This is a genomic window from Oceanobacillus sp. FSL K6-3682 (genome assembly GCF_037976165.1).
GTDB classification, from domain to species: domain Bacteria; phylum Bacillota; class Bacilli; order Bacillales; family Amphibacillaceae; genus Oceanobacillus; species Oceanobacillus sojae.
Window position 1 is genome coordinate 829,530 of sequence record NZ_CP150263.1, and the last position, 19,041, is coordinate 848,570.

Annotated in this window: 18 protein-coding genes; 8 read left to right on the forward strand and 10 right to left on the reverse strand. The window is 39.2% G+C overall.

The features are described 5' to 3' along the window. Positions 1–170: 170 nt before the first annotated feature. The 4 genes from ilvD (at position 171) to MHH51_RS04255 (ending at position 4,977) form a co-directional block, all read left to right on the forward strand. Positions 171–1,856: a dihydroxy-acid dehydratase gene (gene ilvD / locus MHH51_RS04240; protein WP_281289845.1), complete on the forward strand. Its 1,686-nt coding sequence runs from the start codon at positions 171–173 to the stop codon at positions 1,854–1,856. 133 nt (positions 1,857–1,989) lie between these two features. Beyond that, on the forward strand, positions 1,990–2,238 hold the full coding sequence (locus tag MHH51_RS04245; RefSeq protein ID WP_147210794.1) for a hypothetical protein: 249 nt from the start codon (positions 1,990–1,992) through the stop codon (positions 2,236–2,238). Between the two features lie 384 nt (positions 2,239–2,622). Next, the gene (locus tag MHH51_RS04250; protein WP_147210795.1) at positions 2,623–3,552 is read left to right on the forward strand and encodes a prenyltransferase; all 930 of its coding nucleotides are present in this window, start codon (positions 2,623–2,625) and stop codon (positions 3,550–3,552) included. A gap of 213 nt (positions 3,553–3,765) precedes the next feature. After that, on the forward strand, positions 3,766–4,977 hold the full coding sequence (locus MHH51_RS04255) for an MFS transporter (protein ID WP_339284658.1): 1,212 nt from the start codon (positions 3,766–3,768) through the stop codon (positions 4,975–4,977). Positions 4,978–5,101: 124 nt separating this feature from the next. On the opposite strand, the gene MHH51_RS04260 is transcribed toward MHH51_RS04255, so the two are convergent. The 4 genes from MHH51_RS04260 to MHH51_RS04275 form a co-directional block, all read right to left on the reverse strand. After that, positions 5,102–6,763 carry an SLC13 family permease gene (locus tag MHH51_RS04260; RefSeq protein WP_156985725.1) on the reverse strand — a complete coding sequence of 554 codons (1,662 nt, stop codon included), beginning with the start codon at positions 6,761–6,763 and terminating at the stop codon, positions 5,102–5,104. Between the two features lie 295 nt (positions 6,764–7,058). Next, positions 7,059–7,844: a hypothetical protein gene (locus MHH51_RS04265; protein WP_147210798.1), complete on the reverse strand. Its 786-nt coding sequence runs from the start codon at positions 7,842–7,844 to the stop codon at positions 7,059–7,061. After that, positions 7,844–8,761 carry an ATP-binding cassette domain-containing protein gene (locus tag MHH51_RS04270; RefSeq protein ID WP_147210799.1) on the reverse strand — a complete coding sequence of 306 codons (918 nt, stop codon included), beginning with the start codon at positions 8,759–8,761 and terminating at the stop codon, positions 7,844–7,846. Before MHH51_RS04270 ends, MHH51_RS04265 begins: the two co-directional genes overlap by 1 nt. Then, positions 8,758–8,964 (reverse strand): hypothetical protein, encoded by a 207-nt coding sequence (locus tag MHH51_RS04275; protein ID WP_339284660.1) that lies wholly within the window; start codon positions 8,962–8,964, stop codon positions 8,758–8,760. Before MHH51_RS04275 ends, MHH51_RS04270 begins: the two co-directional genes overlap by 4 nt. A gap of 249 nt (positions 8,965–9,213) precedes the next feature. Here MHH51_RS04275 and MHH51_RS04280 point away from each other — a divergent pair, with 249 nt between their 5' ends. Beyond that, on the forward strand, positions 9,214–10,734 hold the full coding sequence (locus MHH51_RS04280) for an ABC transporter ATP-binding protein (RefSeq protein WP_339284661.1): 1,521 nt from the start codon (positions 9,214–9,216) through the stop codon (positions 10,732–10,734). A gap of 51 nt (positions 10,735–10,785) precedes the next feature. On the opposite strand, the gene MHH51_RS04285 is transcribed toward MHH51_RS04280, so the two are convergent. Genes MHH51_RS04285 through MHH51_RS04305 form a run of 5 tightly spaced genes read right to left on the reverse strand, consistent with a single transcriptional unit; the run spans position 10,786 to position 14,346 of the window. Next, positions 10,786–11,493, reverse strand: a complete 708-nt coding sequence (locus MHH51_RS04285; protein WP_339284663.1) for a hypothetical protein — start codon at positions 11,491–11,493, stop codon at positions 10,786–10,788. After that, entirely contained in the window at positions 11,490–12,371 is an 882-nt protein-coding gene (locus MHH51_RS04290; RefSeq protein WP_339284665.1) for an ABC transporter ATP-binding protein, read from the reverse strand. Before MHH51_RS04290 ends, MHH51_RS04285 begins: the two co-directional genes overlap by 4 nt. Next, positions 12,368–12,745, reverse strand: coding sequence for a GntR family transcriptional regulator (locus MHH51_RS04295; RefSeq protein WP_339284666.1), 378 nt, complete (start codon positions 12,743–12,745; stop codon positions 12,368–12,370). The genes MHH51_RS04290 and MHH51_RS04295 overlap by 4 nt, the downstream gene beginning before the upstream one ends. A 30-nt stretch (positions 12,746–12,775) precedes the next feature. Beyond that, a complete protein-coding gene (locus MHH51_RS04300; RefSeq protein WP_339284667.1) occupies positions 12,776–13,471 on the reverse strand; it encodes a hypothetical protein in 696 nt (231 codons plus the stop codon). Further along, the gene (locus tag MHH51_RS04305; RefSeq protein ID WP_147210807.1) at positions 13,468–14,346 is read right to left on the reverse strand and encodes an ABC transporter ATP-binding protein; all 879 of its coding nucleotides are present in this window, start codon (positions 14,344–14,346) and stop codon (positions 13,468–13,470) included. The genes MHH51_RS04300 and MHH51_RS04305 overlap by 4 nt, the downstream gene beginning before the upstream one ends. A gap of 351 nt (positions 14,347–14,697) precedes the next feature. Between MHH51_RS04305 and MHH51_RS04310 the strand changes: the two genes are divergently transcribed. The 3 genes from MHH51_RS04310 (at position 14,698) to MHH51_RS04320 (ending at position 17,103) form a co-directional block, all read left to right on the forward strand. After that, positions 14,698–15,921 (forward strand): MFS transporter, encoded by a 1,224-nt coding sequence (locus tag MHH51_RS04310; protein ID WP_339284668.1) that lies wholly within the window; start codon positions 14,698–14,700, stop codon positions 15,919–15,921. Between the two features lie 53 nt (positions 15,922–15,974). Next, a complete protein-coding gene (aroD, locus tag MHH51_RS04315; RefSeq protein WP_339284669.1) occupies positions 15,975–16,745 on the forward strand; it encodes a type I 3-dehydroquinate dehydratase in 771 nt (256 codons plus the stop codon). Positions 16,746–16,953: 208 nt separating this feature from the next. Beyond that, entirely contained in the window at positions 16,954–17,103 is a 150-nt protein-coding gene (locus MHH51_RS04320; RefSeq protein WP_339284671.1) for a hypothetical protein, read from the forward strand. A 225-nt stretch (positions 17,104–17,328) separates the two neighbouring features. Here the strand turns inward: MHH51_RS04320 and MHH51_RS04325 are convergent, their stop codons facing one another. Continuing rightward, positions 17,329–19,035: an FAD-dependent oxidoreductase gene (locus MHH51_RS04325; protein ID WP_339284673.1), complete on the reverse strand. Its 1,707-nt coding sequence runs from the start codon at positions 19,033–19,035 to the stop codon at positions 17,329–17,331. Positions 19,036–19,041: the final 6 nt, after the last annotated feature.

Genomic DNA, 19,041 nt, shown 5'->3' on the forward strand with positions numbered 1-19,041 from the left:
TTTTTATAATAAAATCATTTATAAATTTCTAATTCGAAATAGACTGAAAAATAAATCTGTTTTGAAGGTTTTTTAGATGAAATGCGTGTCTGATGCATTCCAGAACAAGCAGCACAGAGGTTTCTTCCTCTAAATGTTACACTTTTAGTAAAAATCTTAGAAAGAAGGTATTGAAATTGGCAGAACTACGCAGCGATATGATTAAAAAGGGTGTTGATCGTGCACCGCATCGAAGCCTGCTACATGCTGCAGGGGTAAAAACAAAGGATTTGGGGAAACCATTTATTCTGGTGGTCAACTCTTATATAGATATTGTTCCTGGACACATCCACTTACAAGAATTCGGAAAAATTGTAAAAGAAGCAATTCGTGAAGCTGGCGGCATACCGTTTGAGATGAATACAATCGGTGTAGATGATGGTATTGCAATGGGGCATATTGGAATGAGATATTCCCTGCCAAGCCGTGAGTTAATTGCCGATTCCGTGGAGACAGTAGCGAATGCGCACTGGTTTGACGGCATGGTTTGTATTCCGAACTGTGACAAAATTACACCGGGAATGCTGATGGGCTCTCTGCGTGTGAATATTCCATCTATTTTTGTCAGCGGCGGTCCAATGAAGGCTGGAACTGATAGTGCCGGCAACCCGCTTTCACTTACTTCTGTTTTTGAAGGCGTAGGAGCTTATCAATCTGGACAAATTGATGAAGCGAGATTACTGGAGTTGGAGCAAAATGCATGTCCGACATGTGGTTCATGCTCTGGGATGTTTACCGCTAACTCAATGAACTGTCTGGCTGAAGGTATTGGCCTGGCGCTCCCTGGAAATGGAACAATTCTTGCTGTTGCTGAAGAACGGAAAGAATTTGTAAGACGCTCTGCAAAACAATTAATGGAATTAATTGAAAAAGATATTAAACCGCGTGATATTGTAACAAAAGAAGCAATTGATAATGCTTTTGCTTTGGATATGGCTATGGGCGGTTCAACAAATACAGTATTGCATACACTTGCTTTAGCCCATGAAGCAGGAGTAGATTATCCGCTTGAACGTATCAATGAAATCGCAAACCGTGTTCCTCATTTAGCAAAAGTTGCACCGGCATCTAATTATCATATTGAAGATGTTGACAGAGCAGGCGGAATCAGTGCGATTATTAATGAATTACTTAAAAAGCCGGGTGCGTTTTATGGAGATAACCTCAGTGTGTCTGCGAAAACAATTCGGGAAAACGTGCAGGACTCGGAAATCCTGGATAAGGATGTTATCCATACGCTGGATAATCCGCATTCTGAACGGGGCGGACTTGCTGTATTGTTTGGAAACTTGGCACCAAATGGCTCTATTGTTAAAGTAGGCGCTATTGATCCAGAGGTTGGCGGGTATTTCAAAGGACCGGCTATCTGCTTTGATTCACAGGAAGAGGCATTAGAAGGAATTGAATCTGGAAAAGTAGAAGAAGGACATGTTGTTGTTATCCGTTATGAAGGACCTAAGGGTGGTCCTGGAATGCCGGAAATGCTTGCTCCGACTTCACAGATTGTAGGACGGGGATTGGGTGCAAAAGTTGGTTTAATCACAGACGGACGTTTCTCTGGTGCATCAAGAGGGATTTCCATTGGACATATTTCTCCAGAAGCTGCAGAAGGCGGTCCAATTGCCTTTGTAGAGGATGGAGATTTAATTGAATTAGATCTTGAAAACCGTGAAATGAATCTGCTCGTTTCTGATGAAGAATTCGAAAAACGCAAAGCAAATTGGAAAGGCTTTGAGCCAAAAGTGAAAAAAGGCTGGCTTGGCCGTTATTCCAAACTTGTAACTTCAGCGAACACTGGCGGAGTTATGGAAATATAAAAGAAAATAGTAATGAAAAAACGTCATAGTATAGTACTGTGGCGTTTTTTCTTCCATATTATATTAACGGCAAGCGTCTAATTTGAATACTATAAATCACGGAACATGATTTGAATCGAGAGGTTGAGGTCAAATGAATGAAAAAAATAATAATGATACTTCGAACCCAGAAGAAATCCAAATTGCTTACAGCTTAAAGCTGGCTTTAGTTGGCGGATTATTAGCTACTTTGGGAGATGCGATAAGCACCTATGCGGGAAGCTTGGCAATTGATGAATACGTACAAGAAGCGAGAGACACAACTGAAAAGGATCGACAATTGGAGGAAAGGCTTGCAGCAATAGAAAGAAAATTAGATTCTTTTCAGAACAAAATGGAATAAACGGAAACGAAACGTTATTCAAAGAACAATAATAAAATGGTTAGAGTTATAAGCTTTTTCTTGTTATAGTTAAAGAAAGGAGTGCAGAAGAGTATCCATGCACATGCTAAACGTTGAATAGACCTAGTGGAAAATATGGACAGCTAAGGTATCCGGCACCTCAAGTATTAGAGTGAATATCTATTATCAGAGGTGTTTTGTATTTTTATGGGTTTTAGATGTTTTATCAGAGGCTGCAATCAGCTACTCGCCCTTTCAAAAATATTTACAGTGAAGAAGAAAATAATGGTTATAATCATAATCTGTATAAAAGATGGGAAAAGCTAGTATGCTAATAAAAAAGAATTCAATGTAAAGGGATTTCTTATAAAAAGGATGATGACAATGCTTCCAGCACAACCAGCTATAACCCGAAAAAATATTATTACGCTATTACGTCTTGTTGCAGTTGTATTTTCCAGTGTGGCAACCATTCTATCGACGGTATTACCGCTTTTATTTTATACGGACTTGTCAGCAGGCACTGTGATGACAATTGCTTCTGTATTATTAATTGGCGCTGTATGTATTCATGGCATGTTGACACATACCCTGAATGATATTGCAGATTATCAATCAGGTACGGATCAACATAGTCCCGGGATTCTTTCGGGAGGCAGCGGTGTATTACAGAATGGTGCAATGTCTGTAGGAATGCTGAAACAATTAGGGACCTGGATGACTCTTTTCTTATTGATAATAGCGGTATTGTTTGCTTTTCTTGGCCTTACAGAATTTGCAGTATTAACCTTGATTGGGATCTGGGGGGCAGTGTCTTATTCATTAAGGCCTTTTCAATTTGCTTACTATCCATTCGCAGGGGAATGGCTCAGTTTATTTCCAACGATGCTGATGCTTGGAATTGCAGCACCTTGGATTTTACTGGAGCAGATTCCCATGTGGGCTTGGCAAAATGGTCTTATTAATGCAATCTGGTGTATGGCTTGGGTGATGGTCCATCATATTCCTGATAGACATGCGGATCGAAAATCAACTCCGCTAAAGCAGACCTCTGTTGTTTGGGCAGAGGATACTTTTGGAATAAGAGGCGCTAAATTACCAGCGATGCTTTATTTTGTTTCTGTCGGATTGCTGCTTTTCTGGACAGCCTTCACGCGCCCCATCGGAGCATTCGGAGCTGGTATTCTCTTAGGCTATGCCATCTACCTTGTTATCAAAATGGATATTGACGATGTTGAAAAAGTAACAAATGATGAGAAAAAGCTGCTTTTTCTTGCTTTTGCGACAGCTATATGGCTGGGGATCTTTGTTTGAAAATAAATTTAAAAGAAAGAGCTTTTACAACAGCTTTCAAAAGCTAGAAGGAGAACTAGCTTTTGAAAGCAGGTTTATTAATTTTGGAAGAGTTCTTTCCCAACATTTCAGAGTCATCCGTTCCCTTGCTGTAACGATATATGATAAACAATTTATTCATATCATAAATACTTATTTTACTAGTATAATGGTGTAAATAGGGAGTGGCATGATATGGAAACAAAAAAATATCATAAAACAGATTTTTATTTTTGGAAAATCACTTTATGCTTAGCGTCTGCTTCTTTTTTCGTGTTTGCGAGCCTTTATGTCGTTCAGCCGTTATTGCCTGTGTTTGTCAGGGATTTTGATATATCGGTATCAGAAGCTACTTTAACGTTATCTATAAATATTGTCGGTTTAATTATCGGCTTAATTGTTCTTGGATTTTTTTCGGATCGAATTGGCAGAGTTCCCTTTATCAAATATTCGTTACTGGCTTCGGTTATCCCGTTTCTGTTAATTCCAATGACAGACTCCTTTTATTTTTTTATTCTGATGCGATTTTTGCAAGGATTTGCACTGGCAGGATTACCGGCAGCCTCACTTGCTTATATTAATGAAGAAATCGACCGCTCGAGTATTGGAATTGCCACTGCTTTATACATAGCCAGTAATGCTTTTGGCGGCATGGTTGGAAGAGTGCTGGCAGGCTACTTAGCTGATGATTTTGCCTGGCAGACGATATTCTATATTTTCGCCGGGATAGGAGTAGTTATCGTTGCGATTGTAATGATATTTTTGCCAAAGTCTCGTTTTTTTGAAGCGAGTCATCTGCCGTTTCGGAAGGATATAGAGGGTATGGCCTTTCATGTGAAAAATCCATCAATGCTTTTAATTTTCGGTATGGGAATTATTTTTCAGCTTTCGTTTACATCGGTTTGGACTTATTTACCTTTCCATCTGGAAGGAGAGCCGTTTTTCCTTTCCGCCAAAGCTATTTCATATACATTTTTGGCGTATGGCTTTGGGGTAGTTGGAGCTCCTGTGGCCGGATGGATAGCAGGAATCTTAGGTCTAAACGTTGTCCGGATAGCAGGAATAATTATTCTATCTGCCGGCATCATTATGACGATGATACTTTCTTTACCCTGGATTATCGTCGGTTTATGTATTACCTGCCTCGGCTTTTTTACAGCACATTCTTTGACAGCAACCTTTGTGACCGAGCAGGCAGCACATCATAAAGGAAGCGCATCCAGTCTGTATTTAGTATCCTATTATATTGGTGTTACATTTGGAAGTACTGCTGTGGGTCCTATTTGGGACAAAGCAGGATGGGACGCAGTTGTCTGGATAGCAGGTATATTGCCAATAGGTTATTTAATATTTGTAACGATTATACAAAAGGGAGCAGGAAGGTCATCTTCAGGTTCTGATGGATAAATAAAAATAGATTAGCATACTACTGAAGCCTGAACATAGAAAATGCTAACCCGAAAAACCCGGACAATCAATTTATCCGGACTTTTCTTATGATGCTGATAGTATTTCCTCTGGCTAAAAACGATTATTTAAAACTCTCAGGGTAGCTCCCTAAATCAATACCTAAGAATAAAGGTACTAATACATAGACAGTGAAAGTAACTAAAACAATACCGACTAGATTTAGAACGAATCCGGCCTTTGCCATATCCGGAATCCGAAGATAACCTGATCCGAAAACAACAGCATTCGGAGGTGTTGCTACCGGAAGCATAAATGCACATGAAGCAGCCAGCCCTGCCGCGATCATTAATACGAATGGGTGCATATCCACCGCGATTGCTAATGCAGCCATTATAGGATACATCATTGTAGCCGTTGCAGTATTGGACGTAATCTCAGTTAAGAAGATAACCAGAGTAACTACAGCCAGAACAATTATTAATACGTGAACTCCCTGTAATGCAGTTAATTGTGTTCCAATCCATTCAGATAATCCAGAAGTGGTGAAGCCAGCTGCAATAGCAAGTCCACCGCCAAACAGAAGCAGAATCCCCCAGGGCAGTTTTACAGCACTATTCCAGTCAATTAAATAATCTCCTTTTCTATTTTTGGCAGGTATTAAAAATAGAATAAGGGCAGCAGCTATGGCGATAATGGCATCATCAATATAAGGATTAAATTTATTGAGCACGAATGTACGGGAAATCCATGCAACAGCTGCTAAAATAAAAATAATAAATACTGCTTTTTCTTCATAAGAAGCTTTTCCAAGTTTTCTTTTCTCTTCATCTAGAATCTTTTTGCCTCCGGGAAGAGTTTTCATTTTTAATGGAAAAGCAAATTTTGTTAAATAAAACCAGGCTACAAGAATAAATATCCATGCAAAAGGAACACCAAACATCATCCAGGACGCAAAGGATATCTCGACGTTGTATAATTCCTTGACCGTGCCGGCTAAAATAGCATTTGGAGGCGTACCGATAAGTGTAGCCATTCCACCGAGAGAAGCGGCATAAGCAATTCCAAGCATCAATGATTTTCCAAATGCAAAATTCTCTTTCGGCTGCTCTACACCAGATTCCTCTTTAAGAGCATCAGATACTTGATAAATAATAGCTAACCCGATTGGAACCATCATCATGGCGGTTGCCGTATTTGATATCCACATAGACAAAAATCCTGTCGCAACCATAAACCCAAGAACAATACGATCGATATTCGTCCCCATTACAGAGATAATATTAATGGCAATCCTCCGGTGTAAATTCCATTTCTCCATTGCTAATGCCAGTACAAATCCACCCATAAATAAAAAGATAGTATCATTCCCATAAGCGGAGGTGGTAGCTCCAAGATCCAAGCCATTGGTTAAAGGAAATAAAATAATAGGCAAAAGTGCTGTAGCCGGGATCGGTATCGCTTCGGTCATCCACCATACAGCAATCCAGATTGTACTTGCTAAAACTGCCTGGCCTTCATTAGACAAGCCTTCAGGAGATATAAATAATAAAGTAATTAAAAATAATAATGGGCCGGCAATAAGACCAGTGCGTTGTATAGGAGTATAAGAACGTTTCTCCTTATCTCCATTGTCATTTCCATTACTATTGTTTCCTCCAGCCCCATCATCCGGCTTATTCCACTTTTTTCGTTCAACCATCTCTCCAGGCTTGATGAAAAATCGAAACATGTCTTTCACCTGGTCATGTTTTTCCCATAGCCAATTCCAAGTAGCAGTTATCATCGTTTTCCTCCTTTTTTAGCATAGAGCACACCAGGCTTGTAAGTGCGCGTTTATACTAGAAATAACAATAGCTGAAAAAAGCTATCAATATTGCTTTTGATAACCTTTGTCCATTGTTATTTATTTTTATTCTTTGATACAAGTATTTATTCGGATAATACACTAATTTTGAAGATATGCAGGAGATCTTTCAGGGGGGTAGATTGAAAAAAAGAAAGAGATGCAGGCCGCGAAATCTTCCTCTTATAGATAGTATCTGTTTTGTGATTGAACTGCCGCTCTGTAGCTGGTGAGATTATTTCACCTCCGCTTTCCGGAAGATAAGTAAACTGGCCAGATAGAAAATGAAAATAAATAATAGGCTGATTATCATGCTTTTTACTATAAATTCACCACTCATACCCAGAGTTAATTGGGATAAATCAATCCCATAAGGAGTATAGGCCATCACAGAATGAACCTTGTCATTCAGGCTTGAGATTGGCCCAAGAATCAGACTGGTCATATACGTGGCAGCGATAACGAAAACTGCTTTTTTAAATAGAAACATATAAAAAACGCTGACCATCAGCTGGCTGAAGAAGATAAGCAATGAAAGCCCGCTGATTAATATGATTTTGCCGAGCAAGCCGGCTGTAGCTCCCTGTTCTGCTGCTCCGGCTAAAATGTTTAAGGTCGGTGTCGGGATAAAACCGCTGAATGCAGTATTTGTAAAAGCAAAAATAACTGTGATAATGATATAGGGCAGATATAACAATGCAATTAAAATAAAAAATGAAATAATCTTGTTTATAATAATTGTGTTTCTGCTGTACCCGCCTGAAACAGCATTTTCAATGATTTTATTTTCAAAATCGGCCGTAAGGCAAATGCCTGCAGCAATACTTCCCAGCAATGCCATCATCTGTGTTTCAGAAAACAGGGATAAGGTGCCGGAAGCAGCTTCTAAGCTGAGACTTCCAGTTGAAACATAATGAGAACTGGCAGCAAAAATAATAGCGCTGAGAATGGATAAAATAAATACTGTCCAGGGTGAAATTGACCTGCTTAATTTAAAGAAATCGGCTTTTAACAGCTGCATCAGCTCACACCTCCTATTAATTGAAGATAATAGCTTTCCAGGGTTTCTTCCTGCGTTGTAAAAGTAGTAACAATAATATCATGATTGATGAGGGCTTTTGATAATTCCTCTTTTTTATTAATAAAGTCATATAGTTTGATACTTTTATCAGGCTGTACAATAAAATTCTCTGTTTGAAGCGATTCTCTCAGTACCTTCTGCAGCTTTTCCGGCTCATTACAATCAATGAGAAGATGTTTATTGATTTGTTCCTCTAATTTGTCATGGCTGAGCGTTTTCAGGATTTTTCCCTCATTAACAATAATAAATTCATCAGCAGTTTGATGAAGCTCTGCTAAATGGTGACTGGATAAAAGAATGGTTATTTGATATTTAGCAGCCAGACTCTTTATTAGCTGTCTAATTTCAGCAATACCGCTCGGATCCAGCCCATTAACAGGTTCATCAAGCATCAGCATTTTCGGATTACCGAGTAAAGTAATAGCAATTCCCAGGCGCTGCCGCATACCTAAGGAGAAATCTTTTGCCTTCTTTTTACCTGTGGCCCCCAGTCCGACGATGTCGAGCACTTTCTGCTCCATATTCTTTTCTTTTATTCCTTTCATCGTTTTGTGGACACGGAGATTATCACGCGCACTCAAATACCCGAGAATACTAGGGTTCTCAATCATACTGCCCATTTGTTTCCGGCCAGCCTGCAATGCTTTTTGATTCGATTGGTTAAATAAATACAGCTCTCCGGAAGTAGGAAAGGATAAGCCGGCAATGATACGCATAAATGTGGTTTTACCGGCTCCGTTTTGACCAATTAGCCCATAAATTTTCCCCTTCTCCAAGGATATTGATACATTATCTAATGCTTGAAAATCATTATAGACTTTGGAAATATTTTTGGCTTCGAGAATATATTCTGTCATTTGTCAGAAACCTTTGTATGATTTAAAATTCCTTGCGTCATCGCCGTGAAAAATTCTACAGGAACTAAGGCAATACCAATACTTTCAGGATTCTCATCACCTAAAACAAGAAACTGATCACCTTCTTGCATATTAATCATATTCACAGCCTTTTCTGGTAATTTTACATAACCATCTTTCTCCAAAGGAGTAGTGTTAAACATATGCTTTCCCTTTGGAGGAATTGGAAAGCCGCTTTCTTTTTGATCATAATGAATTAAATTGTCTAAAGAGACATCAAATAAGGTGGCGAGTGCATCACAATTGATAATATCGGGTAAGGACTCTCCATTTTCCCATTTGGCAATCGATTGGCGGGTGACACCAATTTTTTCTGCTAATTCTTCCTGTATGGATTTTCCATCGCAGATTTAGATTGGCGGTTTATTGCTATTATTATTGGCGTATTTATTGTGCATGCATTGGTGGATGGTTTATCAGCTTATGCTCTTGCTTATGTCGGACAAAAGGTAGTAGCGAGGCTTCGGGAAATCTTATGGAAAAAGCTGATCCGCCTCCCGGTTCCTTATTTTCAGAAGCAGCCGAGCGGGGAGTCTGTCAGCCGTGTTATTAATGATACAGGAATAGTAAAGGATTTAGTGTCTCAGCATTTCCCACAGTTTATTTCTGGCTTGATTTCCATTATAGGAGCAGTTATTATCCTGCTGTTTATGGATTGGAAAATGACTTTAATTATGTTTATCGCTGTTCCGATTACATTGGCAGTAATGCTGCCGCTGGGAAATCGGATGGCAAAAGTATCTCGCAGTCTGCAGGATCAGACAGCTAATTTTCAAGGAGAGATTCAGCAGACAGTCAGTGAAATTAGATTAATGAAATCTTCTACAGCAGAACAGAAGGAAGAAAAACGGGGCTTACAGGGAATTTTCAAGCTATTGCAGACAGGCTTGAAAGAGGCAAAGATTTTCGCTGTGATTGCACCATTTATGTATATGATTGTGATGCTTGTTATCGTCATGATTATTGGCTATGGAGGTATCCGGGTAGAGCAGGGGACCATGACAACCGGATCGCTTGTCGCATTTCTCTTGTATCTATTCCAGATTGTCTTTCCTATTACAACATTTGCGATGTTCTTTACCGAATTACAAAAAGCAAAAGGAGCTACCGAGCGTATTTCAGAAATTTTACAGGAAGAAGAGGAAGAGGTATTACCCGGCTCTGAAAAACAGATTGGCGAGCTGTCGCTGCAATTTAAAGAAGTCAGTTTTTCTTATGAAGCAGGTGAGCAGGTACTGAATAAGGTATCATTTTCCGCATCTCCGGGAGAAATGGTGGCATTTGCCGGGCCAAGCGGTGGAGGGAAGACCACTGTATTCGGTTTAATTGAACGCTATTATGAGCCGGATGAAGGAGCAATTCTGCTTGATGGAGAATCGATTCAGGATATTTCTCTTGGCTCCTGGCGTTCCCAGCTCGGATATGTATCACAGGAGAGTTCCATGATGTCCGGAACCATTCGTGATAATTTAACCTACGGGTTGGAAAATGCAGAAAATATAGCTGATGAAAAACTTTGGGCAGTCGCGGAAATGGCCTATGCAGCACAGTTTATACAGGAACTGCCAAATGGAATGGATACACAGGTCGGTGAACGCGGTACAAAGTTGTCAGGCGGACAGCGGCAGCGGATCAATATTGCGAGAGCTTTCCTGCGTAATCCGAAAATTTTATTACTTGATGAAGCAACGGCAAGTCTCGATAGTCAATCGGAACAGGTTGTTCAAAAAGCATTACAGCGACTGATGGAAGGAAGAACAACATTTGTAATTGCCCATCGCTTAGCTACAATTATTGATGCGGATCAGATTATCTTTATTGAAAATGGCGAGGTTACTGGTAAAGGAACACATCAAGCTTTAATTGAATCGCATGAACTGTATCGTTCTTTTGCGGAGCAGCAGTTGAAGTAAAATAAAAAAGTAGAGCATTTCCATTGGGAAATGCTCTACTTTTTTATTAAATCAGATTTTTACCGTCACATCTTTAATCAGCCGATAGTTAACGCCAAAAAGGAGAACAATTAATACAAGGCTTAGTGGTGTGGCAATAAAATCTGGCAAATTGATAATGTTTGTAAAAAAAGAAAAATGTGTGACTTCTATCAGAATACCAGTTATTGCTAACAGAAGAATGCTGCATGCGATGGATAAAAGCCCATACAGCCAGCCTAAACGGTAGAAGGTCAAACCAATCATCCACCCGATTAAAAAGTAAATAAGGTGCATAATGGCAAGTCTGACAAAGGTATAAATAAATGCAGAGAAGCTGCTTGTGAAATCAAGCTCTTGTCCATGAATATTCCAGCCTGCCCAACCAGATATAAATTGGAGAATAAAAGTTAACAGTATCAGGATGACTGTTATTGCTATGGCTATCAGGGCGGATGATATTATCGTGCCAAGAAAAAAATTTTTTCTGGTAGCCCCCTGCTGCATGTAATAATAAAAGAAAGATGATGTTGTCAAAATACCAATAATTAACATGTAAATACCTGAAGATCCGTTTGAAAAGTTTGTCAAGTCTATAAAACTGGAATGCGGACCAGAAGCAAAGGTTACTACGACTATATAAATCACAAACATAAAGGAAAGAAACCATATCGTCCACTTTACTTGTTCCATAAATAAGAGTCTGGCTATTTTTTTTGATGATAAGATAATGGAACTCATTCATCTTCCTCCTTTGTCAAATGCACAAACAAATCATGGAGAGAGAGGACGCCAATCTCAATTCCGGCTTGATTTGCTGCATTTCTCTGTTGTTCAGAGAGTTCGCCATATACCATGACGGATTTTGTTCCGCCTAGTACCTGACTGTTTAAAATCTCTAAGTCCTTTGAAAAAGCATCTATTTGTTCCAGGGAGCCTGTAAGTGAGAACCCTTTGGAAATCACTTGCTCATTTGTGTCCTGCAATAAAACCTTTCCGTTATGAATCATCAGCACCTCATCGAATAGATAATCTGCTTCGGAAACGAGATGAGTGGAAAAGATAATCGTTCTCGGATGCTCTTCCTGATCATTTAAAATCTCTTTATAAAAAATTTCTCTTGTCGGTGCGTCCATTCCTAAATAAGCTTCATCAAAAATAGTTAAAGGAGCTCTGGATGCTAAACCGATAATAGCCTGAAATGCTGATTTCTTACCTTTGGATAGATGATTCACTTTTTTATTTAAAGGCAGCTTGAATTTCTTAGCCAATTCCAGGGCATATGTTTCGTCAAAATTTGGCCGGAAATAAGCCATTTCTTTTAACATGTCTCCAACTTTATCATAGGTGTACTCCAAATCCTTCTGCTGATCAAAAATAAAGATCGTATCCTGCATGATTCTTGGATTTTCAAAAGGATCTTCTCCATCAATGATAAGACTTCCGCCATCAGCTTTTCGGAAAGCTGACAGCACTGATAATAAGGTTGTTTTCCCGGCGCCGTTTCTTCCTAATAAGCCATGAATTTTTCCGGCCTCCAGCTGAAAACTGATCTGATCAATAGCCGTGAAATCCTTATATCGTACACTGACATCTATTGCTTCAACCGTGAAACTCATGCTTTATCCCCCTTTCTTGCCTTTTTTATCAGATCAATGATTTCGTTCTCTGTAATACGAAGCTTCTCTGCTTCCTGGACTAAACCGATGACATAATCATCCATAAACGCCTGCTTCCGTTTTTGAACGAGTTTTTGCTTTGCTCCTTCTGCGACAAACATACCAACACCTCGCTTCTTATATAGAATGCCTTCATCTACAAGCTGTGTAACACCTTTGGAGATGGTGGCGTGATTAATTTTATAAAATTGGATCAGCTGATTGGTAGAGGGAGCCTGCTCGCCTTCCTTTAACTGATTATTGACAATCTGGTCTTCAATCTGTTCCCGGACTTGAATGAAAATAGGTTTATCACTCCGAAATTGTGTGGACATGGTTCGTATAGCCTCCTTTCTGATATGATTTTATAATCGAATGGGTGCGTCTTTCGTTAAGCGGTAGTTACAGACGATTAAAATGGCTATCATGATAAAGAAAATAAGATAAGGCCCAATACTGATAATCTGCGGATTGACGGTGAAAAATTTAATGGTATGTGCAATATCAGCTTTGTCTTGTAATAATGCGGATATCCCGAAAAATGGAAAGGAAATAAGGATAAACAATAATCCAATCTTCCAGCGAAAACGATAAAAACCAAGCCCCATAAACCAGCCAAGTAAAAGATAAAAGAAATGGGCAACGGAATAATCAGCTATGCTTTGAATGAAGGATAATACCCCGCCGCCGATTAATGGATCTGTCCATGGGACAGCAAATCCTAATGCCGGGACGAGTGTCTCAAATAAAACAATCATGGTGATCATTGCCAAAGCTAATATAATAGAAAGCAAAGCAGATGCGAATAAAGCGGCTTTAAAAAACTTTTTCCTGGAAATTCCTAATTTATAATAGTAATCTAAGAACCCATAAGAATAAAGCAATCCGATAATTAACATAAATATAGTAGAAGTGGTATTGCTGATATCAAGGTTATCTAAAAACCCCCAATGGTTCGCGATAGTAGTTCCAATTGTCAAAACAATTATAATGCTATAGAACCAGGAAGCCCATTTAATCTGTTCAATGAAAAATGCCCAGCCTAAATGAAATTGTTTCATGTTCTTTCCTCCTCCTTCGTCAAATGTATAAACAGATTATTTATAGATAGTGAACCGATTTCTAAATCGAGTTCAACTGCTTCTCGCTGCTCTTGTTTCGGTAAAGTTCCGTAAACCATCACAGATTTTGTTCCACCAAGCATCTCTTCGTAAATGACCTCTAATGTTTTTGTGAATGCCTCAACATCTTCTTTAGCTCCTGTAATGGAGAAGCCTTTTTCAAGAAGTTGCTCGCTTGTTTCTTGTAATAGAACTTTTCCGTTATCGATTATAAGCACTTCATCAAAGAGGTACTCCATTTCTGAGACAAGATGTGTAGAAAATAAAATCGTACGCGGATGTCTTTCCTGCTCTAACAAGATTTCTTTGTAAAACAGTTCTCTTGCCGGTGCATCCATTCCCAGATATGCTTCATCAAAAATAGTGAGCGGGGTTCTGCTTGCTAAGCCAATGGCAACCTGCAAAGCGGAATATTGTCCTTTTGATAATTGATCAGCACTTTTATTCGTAGGAATTTTAAATCTTTTTACTAATTCTCTTGCATAAGCCTCATCAAAATATGGGCGGAAATAAAGCATTCCCTTTATAATCTTATCGATTTTATCGTAGTCGTAAGTATTATCTTTTTCATAAATAAAAGACGTCCCCTGCAAAATCCGTTCATTTTCAAAAGGATCTTCTCCGTCAATAACAATCGTTCCGTGCTTTGCTTTGTGAAAGGAAGCAAGGTATGTTAACAGGGTTGTTTTACCGGCACCATTCCTTCCTAATATGCCATGAATCTTGCCTGGAGACAGTTTGAAATTCAACTGATCTAATGCTTTAAAATTCTTATAATGTACCGTTAAACCATTTACTTCAATGGAATAAGACATGTGCATCCTCCTTTAAATATTTATATTTAATCTTATACTGTATTATGGTTATATACTTATGTGTATAACCATAACAGTGTTACAGTTTTTTGTCAATGTAATAAAAATATCTTGGAGAAAAGTGAAATAGAGCGATATGGCTCAAAGAAATATATTCGTTTATTTTTATGGAGCTCATTTATATATTGGAATTTCATATAAGAAATGAATTGAATTTGTGGTATATTGGGGAGTAAGTTGAAAATTAAGAAATAAACGGTAAGTAAGAAGATGGATTAGTTCAACAGATAGACAGGAGAGGTTGATAATGAGAAGAGATACTTATCATTCAAGCTTAAGAGAGTCAACTCCATGAGTGATAAAGGGAAGGTTGTCGGAATTGCGCTGATTACAGCAATAACTGTGATGGGAGATGCCATGCTTTTTATTGTACTCCCTTTATATTGGCAGGATTTCGGATTAACTGCTATTTGGCAGATTGGTGTGCTGTTATCCATTAATCGTTTTGTACGCTTGCCGATTACACCATTAGTAGGATTGTTTTACAGCAAATTCAATATCCGTACAGGTGTATTAATTTCTGTAGCCTGTGCTGCTTTAAGCACCTTATCCTATGGACTGCTTCAGGGCTTTTGGCTGTTACTGTTTGCGAGAATACTGTGGGGTATTGCCTGGTCATTTGTTAAGCTGGGAGGAATGCTCACAGTTGTAACATTCTCCACGGAAAAAACAAGAGGCCATTATATGGGATTGTATAATGGATTATGGGGGTTAGGTGGATTAGTAGGCATGCTGGCAGGGGGTTTTTTGGTCGATCAGTTATCAATACCATTTGTGACAACCCTGTTTGCATTGATAGCTGTTGCAGTCTTTCCTTTTATCGTCAGGCTGGTACCTAAAAATTATAAAGATGGTGGAAAAACAACTGCAAGCAATGATTTATCGGACAAAGGAAAACAAGCAATCCTCAATCCATATATTATTCTTGTTATTCTGACTGGAGGAACGATGGGCTTTATCACAATGGGCATTTTTGCTTCTACACTCAGCCCGCTGATCGAACAAACCTATCATGCTGATTGGTCATTTTTTGGTATTGTCATTGGTGCTGCGACACTGGCCGGAATAATTCAAGCAATCCGTTGGGCGTGGGATCCTGTATTTGCACCGATGATAGGCAGCTTTGTAGACAGGAGAAAGTATAAATATAATTGGATACTTGTCCCGTTAACATTGGGAAGCGTTGCTTTTCTGATTATAGGCCGTGTGGAATCTTTCGTTCTTTTATTAATAACTATTATGTTTTTCCAAATGGTTTCAACCGGACTTTTAACGATAACAGATACCTTGGCGGGCGATGCGGCAGCGAGAAGTAACCCTGTTAAGATGATGACACTGCACACAATAGCTGTAGATTTAGGAGCGGCTATCGGGCCCTTGCTATCATTTATTATTATAGATTTATATGGAATTTCCGCTGTTTTCTATCTATCGAGTCTGGTGATGCTGCTGGTTGCAGGAACATGGGTTGTTTTTCATTTTTCTCAAAGGGAAAGAGGCAGGTATAGTACGTGATGAAAGAGTTTTTAAAGGATAAGTTTCAGTAAAGAATGGAGGACGTATTGATTATGACAGAAGCATTAACAGTTAAAAATATAACTCTGGGAAACGGGAAGCCGAGTATTTGCATTCCTTTAACTTCTTCAAAAAAAGCAGACATCATTGAAGAAGCTAAACGTTATCAAAAAGAGGCGATAGATATTGTTGAATGGCGTGCGGATATATTTGAAGAAGTGGAAAATCATGCAGCAGTACTGGAGGTTCTAAACGATTTAGTGAATGTCTTAAAAGGAATTCCGCTGATTTTTACCTTCCGCAGTCATCAAGAGGGGGGGGAGAAAGAGCTTTCCAAAGAAGCTTATGTATCGTTGAATCAATTTGTCATTCAGACAGGTCTTGCAGATTTCGTGGACGTAGAATTGTATCAGGGAGAAGATACGGTTAAACATCTGACTTCTATTGCGCATTTGCAGCATACATACGTAATCATTTCCAATCATGATTTTCAAAAAACACCACCTAAATCAGAGATTATCAATCGATTAAAAAGGGCAGATGAGCTTGGCGGCGATGTATTAAAAATTGCTGTGATGCCAAATAAAACAGAGGATGTTTTAGAGCTATTAACAGCAACCAATGAAATGAAAAAACATACAAAGAAGCCAATGATTACAATGGCGATGGGCCCCCTTGGAGCTATCACCCGATTATCCGGGCAGGTTTTTGGTTCAGTACTAACCTTTGGAGCCGGAGAAAGAGCTTCGGCGCCGGGACAAATTCCAGTTCAGAATCTGCATCAAGTACTAGATGTTATTGAAAAGTCGATGGGGGAGAAATAAGCAGTTCAACTGGAACTTATTTTTGCAGTATATTCACTTTAAAATGAGGCAAGACGGAGATGATCTCAACCTTAAGCAGGAGGAACTCTTCCATCTGAAGCAGCGATAATTTCATGGGATAAATCAGTCACTGACCCGATGTGTGGGAAGAGATAAGCCGATACAATGAAAGTATCAAATAACTTATTCTCAGGAGCTGATTTACCCCATGTTTTCATCTTATGAAATGTTGAAAAGCCAAATTGATTATCAAATGGAGGATGTAAGGAAGACAATGAAGCAATGTAAAAGTAAACGGAAAAAAAATAAAGAAAAGAGCAGGAAAAAATCGGATTTTCGTTTAGAAGGAGAGGCTTGAATCTAATGGTATGGAATGACAAAAAGAGGATTTCGATTTAGCTGTTGTGACAGCAGCAGTGAATCGAAATCCTCTTTTTTATAGAAATGGAATATTTCATTTCTCTATGCAAATCTCTTTTGGCATTTGTTGCATAGAATTGTCTGCCAATCAAGAAGACAATATGCTTTCATTTTGTTCCTGCATATGAATGCTCTTTACTTATTTATATAAATATGGACGCACTTAAACTGTCATGGTTACCTTTGGACTACGACTGCTTTTCTTTCTGGCGTTTTCAGCGATATCCATTGCAGCTGCATAACCAAACACCATAGATGCTCCAATCGTTGCACCAGGCCCGGGGTATGTCTCTCCCATTACAGAGGCAGTACAATTTCCTGTAGCATATAGGCCTGTTATTGGAGCACCATCCTTTGTAATCACTCTTGCTGATTCATCGATGACCAGCCCGCCTTTTGTTCCAATATCACCTGGATAAATAGGAATCGCATAGTAAGGAGCCTTGTCCAGTGGTGCCAGATTGGGATTATTCAATGTCGGATCGCCATAATATCTATCATAAGCACTTTCTCCGCGCTGAAAATCCTCATCACTTCCTTTAGCTGCAAATGTATTAAACCTGGAAATAGTGGCAGCCAGTTTTTCTGGAGGTACATTGATTTTCCTGGCCAATTCTTCAATGGTATCTGCTTTTTTAGCATAATCAGTTTCAAACCATTCTTTTGGAAGCTGTTGTAATGGCATAATTCCAAATACAAGATAACGGCTCTTTACGCGTTTATCAAATATCATCCATGACGGTATCGTGGAGCTCTGTTCATTATTATTTTCATACATTTGATCTACAAATTCATGGTATGGAACAGATTCGTTGATATAGCGTTCACCATTACTATTTACGATAATTAAGCCGGGTGTAGCCCGCTCAGCGACAGGCATAAATGCGGGAGCTCCAGGTGGTGCTGAGGTAGGAGTTCCCCACACTTTGTCCATTAAATCCAATTGCCCGCCTAATTTTACACCGGCAGCAATTACATCACCTGTCTGCTTTTCCGCTGATAATGTCCACTCTGTATTAGTGGGCTTCGGTAAATATTTTTCCCGCAGCTCCTGATTATGGGAAAAGCCGCCGGAAGCAAAAATGACCCCATGACGGGCCTGAATATTGATTTCCATTCCATCTCTTTCGGCAATAACACCCGTCACTTGATTATTTTCATAAATTAAATCTTTAAATGGTGTCTGGAGCCAAACCTCTCCGCCAGCCTCCTTTAGTGAAGTGTATAGACGGGCAACAGCAGCCTCACCTAAAGTAGTGGGTTTATATCCAGAAATGAGCGTGCGGATCAGCCGCATACCTACTTTCACTGCTTTTGTTTTCCCGATCCATGTCCTCATAATCATGTTCACTTTGTGGAATTCACTTGATTTTAATACCATTCCTTTGGTCGGCAAACCTGAAGTACGTAAATGCTTGATATCATCTCCTAATTTTCTGAGGTCAAACAGCTGGGCTTCAACGGCTCTCCCCGAAGCCAGACCTCCTGGTGATTCAGGGTAATAATCGGAATATCTGGGAGTGTATTCCCATCTGAAATGTTCCGTGTTCTCGTGTAAATACTTTACCATTTCAGGTCCCTTTCTCAGGTAAGCCTTTTTTAAAGCATCTGGAACACGATCTCCCACGGTGGTGTCCAGGTAAGTTTTTGCATGCTCATACGTATCTTTAACCCCGGCTTCTTCTAAATAAAGGTTATTGGGAATCCAGATGGTTCCACCTGATTTTGATGTGGAACCGCCAAATAGAGCAGTCTTTTCAATGACAATTACTGATAAACCCTGTAAGCGTGCTGTTAAAGCAGCTGTTAATCCTCCGGCACCTGAACCTACGACTACCACGTCGTATTGTTCATTCCATTGTTTTTCCAATAGGAT

Coding starts and splice junctions, on each gene's coding strand:
- MHH51_RS04245 (WP_147210794.1), top strand. CDS start 1,990: ATGAATGAAAAAAATAATAATGATACTTCGAACCCAGAAGAAATCCAA.
- MHH51_RS04250 (WP_147210795.1), top strand. CDS start 2,623: ATGCTTCCAGCACAACCAGCTATAACCCGAAAAAATATTATTACGCTA.
- MHH51_RS04255 (WP_339284658.1), top strand. CDS start 3,766: ATGGAAACAAAAAAATATCATAAAACAGATTTTTATTTTTGGAAAATC.
- MHH51_RS04260 (WP_156985725.1), bottom strand. CDS start 6,763: ATGATAACTGCTACTTGGAATTGGCTATGGGAAAAACATGACCAGGTG.
- MHH51_RS04265 (WP_147210798.1), bottom strand. CDS start 7,844: ATGCAGCTGTTAAAAGCCGATTTCTTTAAATTAAGCAGGTCAATTTCA.
- MHH51_RS04270 (WP_147210799.1), bottom strand. CDS start 8,761: ATGACAGAATATATTCTCGAAGCCAAAAATATTTCCAAAGTCTATAAT.
- MHH51_RS04275 (WP_339284660.1), bottom strand. CDS start 8,964: ATGTTTAACACTACTCCTTTGGAGAAAGATGGTTATGTAAAATTACCA.
- MHH51_RS04285 (WP_339284663.1), bottom strand. CDS start 11,493: ATGAGTTCCATTATCTTATCATCAAAAAAAATAGCCAGACTCTTATTT.
- MHH51_RS04290 (WP_339284665.1), bottom strand. CDS start 12,371: ATGAGTTTCACGGTTGAAGCAATAGATGTCAGTGTACGATATAAGGAT.
- MHH51_RS04295 (WP_339284666.1), bottom strand. CDS start 12,745: ATGTCCACACAATTTCGGAGTGATAAACCTATTTTCATTCAAGTCCGG.
- MHH51_RS04300 (WP_339284667.1), bottom strand. CDS start 13,471: ATGAAACAATTTCATTTAGGCTGGGCATTTTTCATTGAACAGATTAAA.
- MHH51_RS04305 (WP_147210807.1), bottom strand. CDS start 14,346: ATGTCTTATTCCATTGAAGTAAATGGTTTAACGGTACATTATAAGAAT.
- MHH51_RS04310 (WP_339284668.1), top strand. CDS start 14,698: ATGAGTGATAAAGGGAAGGTTGTCGGAATTGCGCTGATTACAGCAATA.
- aroD (WP_339284669.1), top strand. CDS start 15,975: ATGACAGAAGCATTAACAGTTAAAAATATAACTCTGGGAAACGGGAAG.
- MHH51_RS04320 (WP_339284671.1), top strand. CDS start 16,954: ATGTTTTCATCTTATGAAATGTTGAAAAGCCAAATTGATTATCAAATG.